The sequence below is a fragment of the Ensifer sp. KUDG1 genome (assembly GCF_050434285.1).
GTDB lineage: Bacteria > Pseudomonadota > Alphaproteobacteria > Rhizobiales > Rhizobiaceae > Ensifer.
In genome coordinates, this window is the sequence record NZ_JBNDIG010000012.1 from 56,304 (window position 1) to 69,416 (window position 13,113).

Consider the following 13,113-nt stretch of genomic DNA (forward strand, 5'->3'; position numbering starts at 1 on the left):
TCCAAAACTGGACATGCGCCGATTTCCGACAAACCTTAAGTGAGTTCGTGGACGAAACAAACGCCACGAATCAGTCCCCCGGATTCTTGCACAGATTTGTTTTCAGGGAAAAAAATAGAAACGCCCCGGGGATACCGGGGCGCGCTCTAATTTATGGAAAGACGAGAGGACGCTCTTAGCGACCGTCCACGGTCCGCAGGCCGATCCACTTGTCCTTGACCGCCTCGTAGTGCTCCTCGGAGCGATATTCCGCGACCTGAAGCCCCTGGTCCTTGACCGTCAGCCGCGCGGAGGCCGCAAGCAGCGAATAGCTGGCGACAACGGCGTCGCGTTGCGCCAGAGCGAGGAGTTCCTGCGCCTGAAGCACGTCCTGCTGCGAATCGAGTACGTCGAGGGTCGTGCGCTGGCCGACCTTGCGCTCTTCGATCACACCATCGAGCGCCAGCTTGGCAGCGGAAATCTGCGCCTTGTTAGCAGAGATGCGCGCAATCGCGGCTTCCAGCTGAGCATAGGCGGAGACGATGGTCTGCTGCACCGAAGCGCGAGCGGAATCGACGAGGATGCGCTGCTGACCCAGACGTTCCTTCGCCTGGCGGATCTGGCCGTATTCGGCACCGCCCTGGTAGATCGGAACCTCAAGGCGAGCGGTGATGCTGGAGCTGTTGGTGTCCAGACCAAGCTCGCCGGCGTTGCCGGTGGTGCGACCGACCTGACCCTGCAGCGTCACGCCCGGGAGCATCGTGCCTTCGGCCGACTTGACCTGATAACCGGCCGAATCAACGGAGTACTGTGCCGACAGAATGATCGGGCTTTCGCGCAGCCCGGTCGCGACGGCCTGATCGAGCGAACGCGGCAGGGCCTTTTGAGCCGGCGAAGCCTGCTTGATGCCCCGCGGCACATCACCGACGATCTGCACATAGGTCGCTTCGCTCTGCTTCAGCTGAGCGACGGCGACGATCAGCTGCGACTGCGCGTTGGCCAGCGACGCTTCGGCGAGGCTCACGTCCGTGCGGGTGCCTTCGCCCACGTCGAGGCGGGCCTTGGCCGCGTTCACCTGCTCCTGAAGGAAGGCGATGTTCTGCTTGCGGATCGATACGAGCTGCTGGTCGCGCGCGATGTTGGAATAGATCGTCGCGGCCGAAAGGAGGATCGATATCTCGTTGGCACGCAGCGATTCGCGGGTTGCAAACACGTTCGATTCGGCGGCGCGAACATTGTTCAGTGTCTGAAAGCCGTCAAACACCATCTGGTTTACGGTGATGCCGACCTGTCCCTGGTGGATGTCTTGGCTCAGGGTCTTTTCCCTGTCGATGGTCGAAAGCGTTCCGGACGCGAAGGCCGCCACCTGGGGGCGAAAGCCAGACTTGGCGATCGGCACACTCTCATCGGTCGCCCTGAGGCCGGCCCGCGCGGCGTTCAGGTCAGGGTTGTTTGCGTAGGCTTTGGCCATTGCGCCGAAGATCGTCTCGGCCAGTACTGCTTGCGGTGCAAGCAGCAAGCTTGTCGAAACGGCGGCCATGAGGGCCGCTTTGCGGACAATCGACACCATTACTTCTCTCTCCGATCGGGGCGGCAAAGCCTGCCCTCTATTTCCGCGGCGCCGCTCTTTTTGCAAAAAGCGACCCCAACTAGACACGGCGATGAAGCGCTCACACCGCCCACTGGTGAGCAAATCACTACCACTGCACTCTTTGAAACCCGGAATCAGCATTCCGACAACTGGGCAGCCATACTCTGCGCAGCCATTTCAAAAAGAAACAAGTACCCCGTTGCGAATTGGCAACATTGTTATTTTAGCAGCGCATTTAATTGTTGATATCCCTCAATAAGTGGGACCTCAAAAAACAAATTCCTGTGCACGACGGAAGCCGGGGAGCGGCTTGACCGCGGTGTTGAAATCGGGGCGCTCGGACGTCTTTCCGTGCTCGTGCACATAGAGTTTAGCGCGAGAAGCATTGCCAAATCCTTCAACGACCACGAGCCGCCCGCCATCGCGCAGCTGCCCGAACAAAGCGGTCGGCAGGACTTCGACCGAGCCGTGAACGAAGATCACGTCGTAGGGTGCCTCGGCGGCGTATCCCTTCTCGAGTTCGCCGGTTACGACGGCGATGTTGTCGTAGCCGAGGCGGGACAGCGTTTCGGTCGCGGTGGCAGCGAGGCCTTCATCGCTTTCGAGCGCGACGACCGACCCTGCAACCTGCGACAGCAGTGCGGATGCATAGCCGGTGCCGCAGCCGATCTCCAGAACGACATCGGACTTGGCGATTTCAGCCAGCTGGAGAAGCTTGGCGAGCGGCGACGGCTCCATCAGGAAACGCGGCGCGTTGCCGTTGGCAACCTCGAGTGCGATATCCGTATCGATGTAGGCGAGCTCTTTCATCTTGGCAGGCACGAATTCCTCGCGCGGCACGCTCAGGAACGCGGACAGGATCGAGTGGGACGTGACATCCGTCGTGCGGATCTGGTTGTCCACCATCTTGGTGCGCGCTGCTTCGAAATTCATGGTAGTGCCCTCGTGGTCCGGATAGGCGCGGCGCCCGGTTTCGGGCAAGCACGCACGATCGTCTACTGGCTCCCGTCGGAAAGCCTTTGAGGTAAGCTCATAAATCGGCGACCGGCCGGTTTCAAGCGACAGCGGCAATTTGCGCCGGAAAAACGGGAGGGAATTGCACCGCGAACAGCGGAGGCGACACGATTGCCGGCCGGGATCAGCGTCCCGGCGCGCCTTCCAGCCCGACGAGGGCAATCTTGGTGTAGCCGGCGTTTTGGATGAGGTTCATCACCGTCATCAGTTCGCCGTAGTCGACAGCCTTGTCCGCCCGCAGCAGGACGCGTGTCTCGGTATTGCCTTCAGTCAGGCGCTTCAACTCGTCGGCAAAGCTCTCGCGTGCCGTTTCATCGTTGCCGATCGCCAGTGCCAGATCGGCCTTCAGCGTCACAAAGACCGGTTTGTCGTCCCGCGGGGCCGGCTTGGCGGCCGATTGCGGCAGGTCGACCTTCATGTCCACGGTGGCAAGCGGCGCCGCCACCATGAAGATGATCAGCAGCACCAGCATGACGTCGATGAAGGGGGTGACGTTGATCTCGGCGTTTTCGTCGAGATCGCCGCCGCCGTCGCTGATTTTTCCAGCCATGGGTCACCCGATCCTTGCGATGGTCGTCTCGGCGTGACCGAAGTCCTGGCGGCGCGGCTGCGCCTTGCGAGCCAGGCGATGGTCGAGGTCGCGGCTGACAAGCCGCTCAACGGCTGCAGCGGCATCGGCGAGAATCACCTTGTAGCCACCGACCGAGCGGGCAAAATAGTTGTAGATGACGACGGCCGGGATCGCCGCCACCAGCCCGATGGCGGTCGCCAGGAGCGCCTCCGCAATGCCCGGCGCCACGATCGCCAGATTGGTCGTCTGCGCCTTGCTGATGCCGATGAAGGAATTCATGATCCCCCAGACCGTGCCGAACAGACCGACGAACGGGCCGACGGAACCGATTGAGGCCAGGATGCCGGTGCCGCTTGTCATGCGCTTGCCGGCGCGAACCTCGATGCGGGTCAGAAGCGACGAAACACGCTCCTTAAGGCCGCCCGTCGGCGCGTGATCGATCACCGCCTCCGAGCGGGCCATCTCGTCGATCGCCGCGGCAACCATTTCGGGCGCCGGTCCCGACTTGCCGTCGAAGGCCCCCTTGACGTCTGCCAGGCCGTTGGCAGCCGACAGCAGGCGAACCGCGCGCGTCAGGCGCGCCTTGGCGCCAAAGAGTTCCAGCAGCTTGACCACAAAAATCGCCCAGGTGGCGACGGACGCCAACGCAAGACCAATCATCACGCTCTTCACCACCACGTCGGCGGCCATGAACATGCCGATTGGAGAAAGGTCGTGCGGCAGCACCGGGCTTGCTGCGCCCTCGCCTGTTGCAGGCGCGCTTTCAGCCGTCGTCGTGGCGCCTTCAACCGCGACCGGAGCCCCCTCGCCCGACGTGTCGGCTGGAGCTTGCAGCGTCGGCTGCGCCTGTGTCGCCGGGTCAACCGGCGGAACGGTTGCGGCCGTGCCCTGACCTTCCGCCACCGGCGCGGATGCGGACGGCGCGGTTGCGCCGCTCTGCGTGCCGTCAGCCGCGGGTGCGGACGTTGTCGCTTGTGCCAGGGCGGCCGTCGGAGAAGCTGCGGAGGACAGGACCAGCATTGCGGCTGCCAGCAAATTGATCGTCGATCGGGCTCGTCTCGGCATCTCGTTCCTCACGTACTGGTCCATTTCGTCGTGTCGGGGCGAAGGGTTTGCCGTCATCCGCCACTACCCTTGCGCGCTTCCGAGGCTGTTTACGCAAAGGAAAACCGAATGACAAGGATTTGTGGAGTTTATCAATCAAGAATAATTTCGCAACCGTCCATTGCCCAGGGTGGACCGACGTTTTCAGGGCATCGGCTGGTCTTCGACGAAGGCACCGCTGCGCCAATCATAGGTGCGATGCCGCTCCCAGGGACGGGCAAGCGTCGTGAAAGCCGGCCGGAATTGCATGACGGGTGAACTGAGCCCCTCCTGCTGTTCCGCCCGGATTTCGATTGCGCCGGAGCGGCGCAGCGTACCGACATCGACGATGCGGCCTCTGTGCCCTGCGCACGCTTCGGCATCGACCCGCGCAGCGACCACGATCAGGTCTGCCTGATCACACAGGGCGGGAAAGAGGCGTGGATTTTCGAGAGCGACCATCGTCCAGCCGACCGCGCTTCGCGCGGCGCACCATTGCTTGTCGCGGCAGACGAAACTGCCTGCCTTGCTTGCCGCGATCGCCGATGAAAAATCGGCACGGATCGCGGCAGCCTTCTCTCCCTCAATCGGCGGCGCTCTTCTGACCGCCTGTTCCATAGCCGGATAAAGACCGTCGGCCGCAGGCGGAAGCGTCGCCGGCCGCTCATGTTTCCCGACGATGAGCGCCCGTTGCCATTGCGAAAATATGAAATCCGGCGGGCGCGGCCGGTTCGTTGCGATGGCATCATCCGTGACCAAGCCGACGAGCCGGCCGTCCTCAGCGATCACAATATCGGGCCGGCTGCCGCCTTCGAATACCAGGCTGAGAAAGCCTGCGCAGATCAGCACGATGCCGGAGATTGCGAGCCAACTGCGCAGGACGCAAAGAAAGACACCGCCGATCGCGATCAGCACGAAGCCGATGGGGCCGATGCGGCCGGTCACGACCTCGCCATCGAGCGACGTCACGAACCGCGCGACGTCGAGCATCCGATCGAGACCCCACGCCATCGCCATCAAAGGCAGATGCTCGAGCCCGAACGGCATCAGCAGCATGGCGAACAGGCCGAACGGCATGATCACGATGCTGATCAGCGGCATGGTGAGAATGTTTGCGATGAGGCCATAGGCCGGCAGCCTATGGAAGTAGGCGATCGAATAGACCGACGTTGCCAGACCGCCGATGAGGGAGGTGATCAGGATGCCTGCGGCCACGCCGGTGATGAGGCGCCCCTTATTGCGACTGCCGGACGCTTCGGCCTTGCCGGCGCGCCGTTCGCGCCAGCGCCCGTAGCCGGCAACCAGCGCCAGTGTGGCGGCGAAGGACATCTGGAAGCCTGGCCCGGCCACGGCCGAGGGCATGAGCACGACGATGACGATTGCAGCGAGTGCAACGTTGCGCAGGCTGATTGACATGCGATCGAAGAACACCGCGACCAGCATGATCGAGATCATGATCCAGGCGCGCAGTGCCGATACGGCGCCGCCCGAGATGAGAATGTAGAAGCAGACCATTAGCAGCGCGCCGGCCGCTGCGACCTTCTTAATCGGCACGCGGTGCGCGAGCCCCGGCACCATGCTGAGAACGGTGCGCGCGCCGATCAGAAAGGTGCCGGCTGCCAGCGCCATGTTGAGGCCGGAGATCGCCAGCACGTGCGCCAACCCAGCCTGTCGCAGCACTTCGACGGTCTCCCGGCTGATTGCCCTTTCCTCTGCGGTGACCAGTGCCGCCGCAAGCGCGCCGGTATCGCCGCCGATCGACGAGCGGATCCTCTCGCCGACCGTTTCCCGCATCGCGGCCATCGTCTTTTTCGTCGCCGAAAGCAGCGCGGGCACAGTGCCGCCCTCTTCACTCGCGACCTTCTCGGATAGCTTCGGCGCGCCGTAGAAAAACCCGACGGCGCCGATTCCCTTGAAATAACTGTCGAAGGCGAAATCGTTCAGGCCGGGCAACGCCGGGCCTGAGGGCGGAGACAGGCGCGCCCTGCCCTCGATCAGAGCGCCGAGCGGAAACGGCTCTCCGGAGCCCCGCGTCACCAACGTCGCCTTCAACGGCTGACGGCGCAGCTTTGGCCGGCTCGTTTCCTCGATCTCCAGGCCGAAACGCCACCGGCCGCGATCATCCTGCTCGCGTGAGAAGACCGTGCCCCGCAGGTTCGTGGTGACCGGAGCGTCGAGAACAACCGTGTCGGTGCGCCATGTCTCGATCGCGACCAGCAGCATGCCAGCGATGAACAGCGTCACGGCAATGAGCGGAGGCCCCATGGGCGCCAGCTTCCACCGACAAGCCAGCGCTGCTATTCCGAAAATGCACAGCAGCACTGCAAGATTGGCAATCCGGATATCGAAGGGCAGCGCCAGCCAGGCGAGCACACCGAAGATCAAGAACACCGGGATCAACACAAAACCGTGACCGAATGCCCTTTCTTCTTCGATCGCTGCGAGGAACGCCGGCTTGACGGCAGCAGGCCGGAAACGGGCTGTACGGCCAGTAATTGCCCGCCACGACGGCCGGAGAGACAGGGGGAGCCGCCCTGTTGCAGGCACGGTCGCCGCGATTACGGCGGCGTCGGAACCGGGCAGCCCGAAGCTGCCGCGTTCGACGTCGAGCGGCGCTTGCCGCATTTCCGTTTCGCTCATTGCGCCCGCACTTTAGCCCCTGACTTCGCGGCCGATCATGCAACCAACGTCTCGCAACTGCAACCGAGGCGCTATCTGCCGAAAAAAGCGGCAAACCTATATAGAATGGTACCGCACCATCATCGGACGAGCTTATTGATCTCTTTGGACTTATTGCCGTAACATGCCATTATTGCGTCGCCATATGCACATTTTCGCATCGCACAATTTGCCTTTCGTACAGCTTGGCAGTCGAAAATAAATCATATAGCAAATTCGCAACGTTCATTGTCGTGGCACGTCTGTGTGCCACGTTGCCATAAGACGGAGGGTCCGATGACTGATAAAACCGCGGTTGTAACACTCGATGGAAAGTCGGCGGATCTTCCGGTGCGATCTGGGTCCATCGGCCCTGACGTCGTGGACATCGGCTCGCTCTACAAGCAGACGAAGATGTTCACCTACGACCCGGGCTTCACGTCGACGGCGTCGTGCGAATCCAAGATCACCTATATCGACGGCGACGAAGGCGTGCTTCTGCACCGCGGCTACCCGATCGAACAGCTTGCCGAGCACGGCGACTTCCTCGAAGTCTGCTACCTGCTGCTCTACGGCGAACTGCCGACGAAGGCGCAGAAGGCTGATTTCGACTACCGCGTCACGCACCACACCATGGTGCACGAGCAGATGTCGCGCTTCTTCACTGGCTTCCGCCGCGACGCACACCCGATGGCCGTCATGTGCGGCTGCGTCGGCGCGCTCTCGGCCTTCTACCACGACTCGACCGACATCACCGATCCGCACCAGCGCATGGTTGCCTCGCTGCGTATGATCGCCAAGATGCCGACGATCGCGGCCATGGCCTACAAGTATCACATCGGCCAGCCCTTCGTTTACCCGAAGAACGACCTCGACTACGCCTCGAACTTCCTGCGCATGTGCTTCGCCGTTCCGTGCGAAGAGTATGTCGTCAACCCGGTTCTGTCGCGCGCCATGGACCGTATCTTCATCCTGCACGCCGATCACGAACAGAACGCTTCGACCTCGACGGTTCGCCTTGCCGGTTCGTCGGGTGCCAACCCGTTCGCGTGCATCGCGGCCGGCATCGCCTGCCTCTGGGGCCCGGCGCACGGCGGCGCCAACGAAGCGGCGCTCAACATGCTTGCCGAAATCGGCACGGCTGACCGCATTCCGGAATTCATCGCCCGCGCCAAGGACAAGAACGACCCGTTCCGCCTGATGGGCTTCGGTCACCGCGTCTACAAGAACTACGACCCGCGCGCCAAGATCATGCAGAAAACCACGCATGAAGTGCTCGCCGAGCTCGGCCACAAGGACGATCCGCTCCTCGAAGTGGCGATGGAACTCGAGCGCATTGCGCTGACCGACGAGTACTTCATCGAGAAGAAGCTCTACCCGAACATCGACTTCTACTCGGGCATCACGCTGAAGGCGCTGGGCTTCCCCACCACCATGTTCACCGTTCTCTTCGCGCTCGCCCGCACCGTCGGCTGGATCGCCCAGTGGAACGAGATGATCGAAGATCCGGAACAGCGCATCGGCCGCCCGCGCCAGCTCTATGTCGGCGCTCCGCAGCGCGACTACGTGCCGGTCTCCAAGCGCTAAGACCGACAAAAGCACATGCAACAAAGGCCCGGTCAGCGATGACCGGGCCTTTGTTTTTGCAGCGCTGGACCGATGGCGACCGGTAGTGATCGGTCGCCATGAGCGGCAACGCAATACTACCCGAGCGCACGCTGCGCGCCAGGCATCGTCAGCAAAGCGTCGAGGAAAATTGCGCCTCAGGCAGCGGTAAATCTTACGACTTGCGCTTGTCGAGATAGCCAAGAACGATCCTGGCTGCCATCTCGCCCGGCGGATGGTCGGTCGCCATGCGCTGCTGCACAAGCGCGTAGCCGTCGAGCATCGAGGCCCGCTGCGCCGTTGCGCCCGAAAGCCGCTCCATCCAGCGCGTCAATGCACCGGGGCGGATCGATTCGCCGAAATATTCCGGGACGATCGGGAAATCCGCGATCAGGTTCGGCAGTGCGCCGCTCCAGATGCGGATCCGCTTGTGCAGGAACTTCACCAGGAAATCCGGCGCATAGGTGGAAACGACAGGCACGCCCGCCAAAGCGAGTTCTAGAATGACCGTACCCGAAGCTGCGATCGCCGCATCGGCCCGATCGAACGCCGCCCATTTGTCGGCTGCGCCGACGGAAATTTCCGGCTGGATGGTCCAGGATGCGGTAATTTCCCGAACCAGTTTCTCCTGGCGCGGCACCGTCGGAAGCACGAAGCGGACGCCCGGATGGCGGGCAGCGAGTTCCTCGACCGTCGCGCGAAAGATCGGCAGCAGGCGACCGACTTCGCTCGAGCGCGAGCCCGGCAGCAGAAGGCAGGTCGAAACACGCCCTTCCTTGGCGCCTGCAAGGCGCGGTTGGCGGCTTGCGCGAACGGCAAGCACATTGGCGTCGCTTGCAAGCCGATGGCCGACATAGGTGGTCGGGGGGCCTTGCAACCGCTCCATCGCCTCCGGCTCAAAGGGCAAGACGGCAAGCACGTGATCGACATATCCGCGCATGCGCGGCGCTCGCTCCGGCTTCCATGCCCAGACGCTCGGGCAGACGTAGTTGATGACGGGCAGATCCGGCAGGGCGGCACGGACTTTTCGCGCCACGCGGTGGGTGAAATCCGGGCTGTCAATGATCAGAAGCGCGTCGGGTCGGGCTGCTATGATGGCCTTTGCCGTCTGGCGGATGCGCATGATCAGCTTCGGCAGACGGGCGAGCACCTGCGTGAAACCCATGATCGACAGTTCGGAATAGTCGAACAGCGAGCGCAGGCCCTCGGCCTCCAGAGCCTCGCCGCCGACACCGACGAGTTCGACGTCGCAATGGCTTTGCGCCCGAAGCGCGCGAACGAGATCGGCGCCCAGAAGGTCGCCGGAAACTTCACCGGCGATCACAGCGAGCTTGTAACGTGGCGCGTTCATCGCCTGTTGCCTCCGGATGCGCGCTCCACTCCGGCGACGAACAGCCCCGCTTGATCGGCGACGCTGACCACATCGTTCCGTTCCAGTACCAGCGCCCGCCCGGCTTCGACGGCAACGCCAGCAAGACCAGCTCGCTCGGCAAGGGCGATGGTGGACGGGCCGATCGACGGCAGGTCGGCGCGCAGATCCTGTCCGGGCTTGCAAAGCTTGACGAGTACGCCGCGTCGGCGCGAAGAGACGCGCCCCTCCGCCTTCAACACGGCGACACGCTCCAGCATGGCGTCGGTCCCCTCGGCACCCTCGAGCGCGACGACACGCCCGCCGACCGCAACCGCCCCCTGCCCCACGTCGAGCGCGCCGAGCGCATTGGCGGCAGCAATACCCGCTTCTATGTCGCGTTGGTCGTCAGCGTCAGGGTTCACAGCACCGATGGGGCCTGAGTCGGCCAGGAGATTGGGAACCACCTCGTGCACGCCGATGACATGCGCGCCGCTTGCCTCTATCAGCTGCATCGCCATGCGCAGGACCGCATCGTCCCCGCCCGAGACCAGCGTCCTTAGAACTGAAGGTATCTTTGCGAGGGTCCGCAACGTCGGGCGGATATCGCGCCATTCCGGACGGCGCCGAACCCACCCGGACAGGACGACGCGGTCTATGCCCTCTTCCCTGAATGTCCGGCTGATATTGGCGAAATCGCCGATCGCCAGAACCGAGTGGTCGAAGTCGATCCAATCGGCTTCTTCGGCTTCACGCGTGAGTGCGATGATGTAGGGATCTTCGCCGCGCGCACGAACTGCTTCGGCGACATGGTGGGGCAGCGCGCCGCCACCAGCGATGATTGCGAGCCGGCCGCCAGTCGCCGCGCGGCTCGCAGCAGAAGACATCACGGTCAGGCCTTGCCGCGTTGCGGCGACGACAGTGCGCGGTCGCTCTCGGCACCGATGAAGTCGAGGATTTCCATGACCGGCGCGCAATCCATATAGTCTTCGCGAATCGCTGCTGCATTGGCGCGGATCGATTCCGGCCCTTCGAAAATCTGCTTGTAGGCGCGGCGAACCACATGGATCGTTGCACGATCGATGCCGGCCCGGCTCATGCCGACAACGTTCAGGCCGCTGAGCAGGCCAGGATTGCCGTTGAGCATGCCATACGGAATGACGTCGTAGCTGACAGCTGACAGACCGCCGACAAAGGCTTGGCGGCCGACGCGGGTGAACTGGTGCACTGCGCAGCCGCCGCCGAGAATGACGCGGTCCTCGACCGTGACATGGCCCGCCAACATCACATTGTTGGACAGGATAATGTTGTTGCCGAGGCGGCAATCATGCGCCACGTGCGAGTTGGCGAGAAAGAGATTGTTATCGCCAACAACCGTCTTGCCGCCATGTTCGACGGTCCCGGTGTTCATCGTCACGCCTTCGCGGATCGTGCAATTGGAACCGATCAGAAGTTCGGTATCCACAGCACTGTGATGAACGCTCTGGGAATCACCGCCGACCACGGCGTTCGGGAAAATCTTCGTTCCCTTGCCGACCGTCGTCCGGCCGATCACCACGGCATGGCTGAGAATCTCGATATCGTCGCCCAGAACGACTTTCGGCCCGATGTAGCAAAACGGGCCGATCTTGACGTTCTCGCCGATCACAGCCCCGCTCTCGACGACCGAGGACGGGTGGATCTTCGCAGATGCTGCAATCATGTTCAGGCGTCTTCCTTGCTGACGATCATCGCGCCGATATCAGCTTCTGCGACAAGTTGCCCGTCAACTTTTGCATCACAGTGAAATTTCCAGATATTGCCGCGCTGCTTCTGCTTCACGACATGGAATTCGACGCGATCGCCAGGCACAACCGGCTTGCGGAAACGGGCATTGTCGATGGTCATGAAATAGACCAGGTTCGTGCCGGTTCCGACCTTGCGGGCGCAGATCGCGCCAGCCGTCTGCGCCATGCCCTCGACGAGCAGGACGCCCGGCATGATCGGCTGCTCGGGGAAGTGACCGGTGAAATGCGGCTCGTTCGCCGAGACATTCTTGATACCGATCGCCGAATTGTCGCCGTCGATCTCGATGATGCGATCGACGAGCAGGAATGGGTAGCGATGGGGCAGCAGTTTCAGGATTTCCTGAATATCCGCCGTGCCGAGAACCGTTGCTGCTTCACTCATTCGCGCCGCCCTTCTTCTTTTTCTGTCTTTCCTCTGCCCGCATAGCCATTTCCGCGACGTCGCGCAGGAAATCGCGCATCGGGCGCGCCGGAATACCACCGTACCGTTCGCCGGCGGGAACATCGGCGGCCACGCCGCTCATAGCCGCGATCTGTACGCCGTCACCAACCGTGATGTGGCCATTGACGCCGCTGCCGCCGCCAATCATGACGCCATCGCCGATCTTCGTGCTGCCGGCAATGCCGACCCCACTGACGATGCCGCAATAACGACCGATGCGGACGTTGTGACCGATCTGAACGAGATTGTCGATCTTGGTGCCCTCGCCGATCACCGTGTCATCCATCGTGCCACGATCGATCGTCGTATTCGCGCCAATCTCGACGTGATCCTGGATGATCACCCGCCCGACCTGGACGATCTTGATCATCCCGCCTTTCGGACCCGGCGCATAGCCGAAGCCATCCTGACCGATGCGAGCACCCGGATGGATGATGACACTGTTGCCGACGAGCGCGCAGAGCACGCTGGCGCCCGCAGAAATCGTGCAATCGCGGCCGATGCGCACGCCCGGGCCGATCACCGCGCCGGCTGCAATGCGCGTGCCACAGCCGATTTCGGCGCCGGCGCCAACGACTGCCGTCGGTTCAACTTCGACATCGTCTTCAAGCCGCGCGGTCGGGTCCACGAACGCACCGGGCGCAATCCCGCTTAGGCTCGTATTGCGTGCCGGACGCATTGCAATCTCGTGCAACAACGTACCTGCAAGCGCAAAGGCCGTATGCGGCCGCGCTGTCAAAAGGACGGGAATATGGGCGGGGACGAGAGACGAAATCGTCTTGTCGCAAATGATCGCCGATGCCTCACAGGTCTCGAGTTCAGCGCGGCTCTTGCGAGACAACATATAGCAGACGTCACCGGGCTTTGCCCGATAGACCGGCGCTACGGAGCGGACAGCGCGGTCAGCGACCGCGACATCCACCAATTCCGCCCCAATTCGATCCGCCAGGTCGCCCAGGCGGATCCCATCGTGGGGCGGAAAAAACCAATTCTGTTCCATGTACACTCCAGAACGATCTTTTCTGGCAGTTCTGG

Annotated in this window: 11 protein-coding genes; 1 reads left to right on the forward strand and 10 read right to left on the reverse strand. The window is 62.6% G+C overall.

Annotated features, from left to right (window positions below):
* Nucleotides 1-175 precede the first annotated feature (175 nt).
* The 5 genes from M2267_RS25585 to M2267_RS25605 form a co-directional block, all read right to left on the reverse strand.
* Complete coding sequence (locus M2267_RS25585; RefSeq protein ID WP_043611553.1) at nt 176-1,549, reverse strand: TolC family outer membrane protein; 1,374 nt, start codon at nt 1,547-1,549, stop codon at nt 176-178.
* A gap of 288 nt (nt 1,550-1,837) precedes the next feature.
* Entirely contained in the window at nt 1,838-2,503 is a 666-nt protein-coding gene (locus M2267_RS25590; protein WP_043611551.1) for a protein-L-isoaspartate O-methyltransferase family protein, read from the reverse strand.
* 205 nt (nt 2,504-2,708) lie between these two features.
* Nucleotides 2,709-3,134: a TonB system transport protein ExbD gene (exbD, locus tag M2267_RS25595; RefSeq protein WP_034796684.1), complete on the reverse strand. Its 426-nt coding sequence runs from the start codon at nt 3,132-3,134 to the stop codon at nt 2,709-2,711.
* A 3-nt stretch (nt 3,135-3,137) separates the two neighbouring features.
* On the reverse strand, nt 3,138-4,220 hold the full coding sequence (exbB, locus tag M2267_RS25600) for a tonB-system energizer ExbB (RefSeq protein ID WP_429118408.1): 1,083 nt from the start codon (nt 4,218-4,220) through the stop codon (nt 3,138-3,140).
* Between the two features lie 183 nt (nt 4,221-4,403).
* Nucleotides 4,404-6,878, reverse strand: a complete 2,475-nt coding sequence (locus tag M2267_RS25605; protein ID WP_429118410.1) for a ComEC/Rec2 family competence protein — start codon at nt 6,876-6,878, stop codon at nt 4,404-4,406.
* A gap of 315 nt (nt 6,879-7,193) precedes the next feature.
* On the opposite strand from M2267_RS25605, the gene gltA reads away from it, so the two are divergent.
* Complete coding sequence (gene gltA, locus M2267_RS25610) at nt 7,194-8,483, forward strand: citrate synthase (RefSeq protein WP_034796688.1); 1,290 nt, start codon at nt 7,194-7,196, stop codon at nt 8,481-8,483.
* Between the two features lie 193 nt (nt 8,484-8,676).
* Here gltA and lpxB read toward each other — a convergent pair whose 3' ends face one another.
* The 5 genes from lpxB to lpxD are packed head-to-tail and all read right to left on the reverse strand — an operon-like array spanning nt 8,677 to nt 13,078.
* Nucleotides 8,677-9,852 (reverse strand): lipid-A-disaccharide synthase, encoded by a 1,176-nt coding sequence (gene lpxB / locus M2267_RS25615; RefSeq protein ID WP_429118413.1) that lies wholly within the window; start codon nt 9,850-9,852, stop codon nt 8,677-8,679.
* Nucleotides 9,849-10,736, reverse strand: a complete 888-nt coding sequence (locus M2267_RS25620; RefSeq protein ID WP_429118416.1) for an LpxI family protein — start codon at nt 10,734-10,736, stop codon at nt 9,849-9,851. Before M2267_RS25620 ends, lpxB begins: the two co-directional genes overlap by 4 nt.
* 5 nt (nt 10,737-10,741) lie before the next feature.
* Nucleotides 10,742-11,557 carry an acyl-ACP--UDP-N-acetylglucosamine O-acyltransferase gene (gene lpxA / locus M2267_RS25625; protein WP_043622187.1) on the reverse strand — a complete coding sequence of 272 codons (816 nt, stop codon included), beginning with the start codon at nt 11,555-11,557 and terminating at the stop codon, nt 10,742-10,744.
* Nucleotides 11,554-12,018, reverse strand: a complete 465-nt coding sequence (fabZ, locus tag M2267_RS25630) for a 3-hydroxyacyl-ACP dehydratase FabZ (protein WP_034796695.1) — start codon at nt 12,016-12,018, stop codon at nt 11,554-11,556. Before fabZ ends, lpxA begins: the two co-directional genes overlap by 4 nt.
* A complete protein-coding gene (gene lpxD, locus M2267_RS25635) occupies nt 12,011-13,078 on the reverse strand; it encodes a UDP-3-O-(3-hydroxymyristoyl)glucosamine N-acyltransferase (RefSeq protein WP_429118419.1) in 1,068 nt (355 codons plus the stop codon). The genes fabZ and lpxD overlap by 8 nt, the downstream gene beginning before the upstream one ends.
* Between the last annotated feature and the right edge of the window lie 35 nt (nt 13,079-13,113).

Bases quoted from the DNA above. Each gene is read 5' to 3' on its own strand.
- M2267_RS25620 (WP_429118416.1), bottom strand. From the start codon at position 10,736: ATGTCTTCTGCTGCGAGCCGCGCGGCGACTGGCGGCCGGCTCGCAATC.
- M2267_RS25585 (WP_043611553.1), bottom strand. From the start codon at position 1,549: ATGGTGTCGATTGTCCGCAAAGCGGCCCTCATGGCCGCCGTTTCGACA.
- fabZ (WP_034796695.1), bottom strand. From the start codon at position 12,018: ATGAGTGAAGCAGCAACGGTTCTCGGCACGGCGGATATTCAGGAAATC.
- M2267_RS25605 (WP_429118410.1), bottom strand. From the start codon at position 6,878: ATGAGCGAAACGGAAATGCGGCAAGCGCCGCTCGACGTCGAACGCGGC.
- M2267_RS25590 (WP_043611551.1), bottom strand. From the start codon at position 2,503: ATGAATTTCGAAGCAGCGCGCACCAAGATGGTGGACAACCAGATCCGC.
- gltA (WP_034796688.1), top strand. From the start codon at position 7,194: ATGACTGATAAAACCGCGGTTGTAACACTCGATGGAAAGTCGGCGGAT.
- lpxD (WP_429118419.1), bottom strand. From the start codon at position 13,078: ATGGAACAGAATTGGTTTTTTCCGCCCCACGATGGGATCCGCCTGGGC.
- exbD (WP_034796684.1), bottom strand. From the start codon at position 3,134: ATGGCTGGAAAAATCAGCGACGGCGGCGGCGATCTCGACGAAAACGCC.
- exbB (WP_429118408.1), bottom strand. From the start codon at position 4,220: ATGCCGAGACGAGCCCGATCGACGATCAATTTGCTGGCAGCCGCAATG.
- lpxB (WP_429118413.1), bottom strand. From the start codon at position 9,852: ATGAACGCGCCACGTTACAAGCTCGCTGTGATCGCCGGTGAAGTTTCC.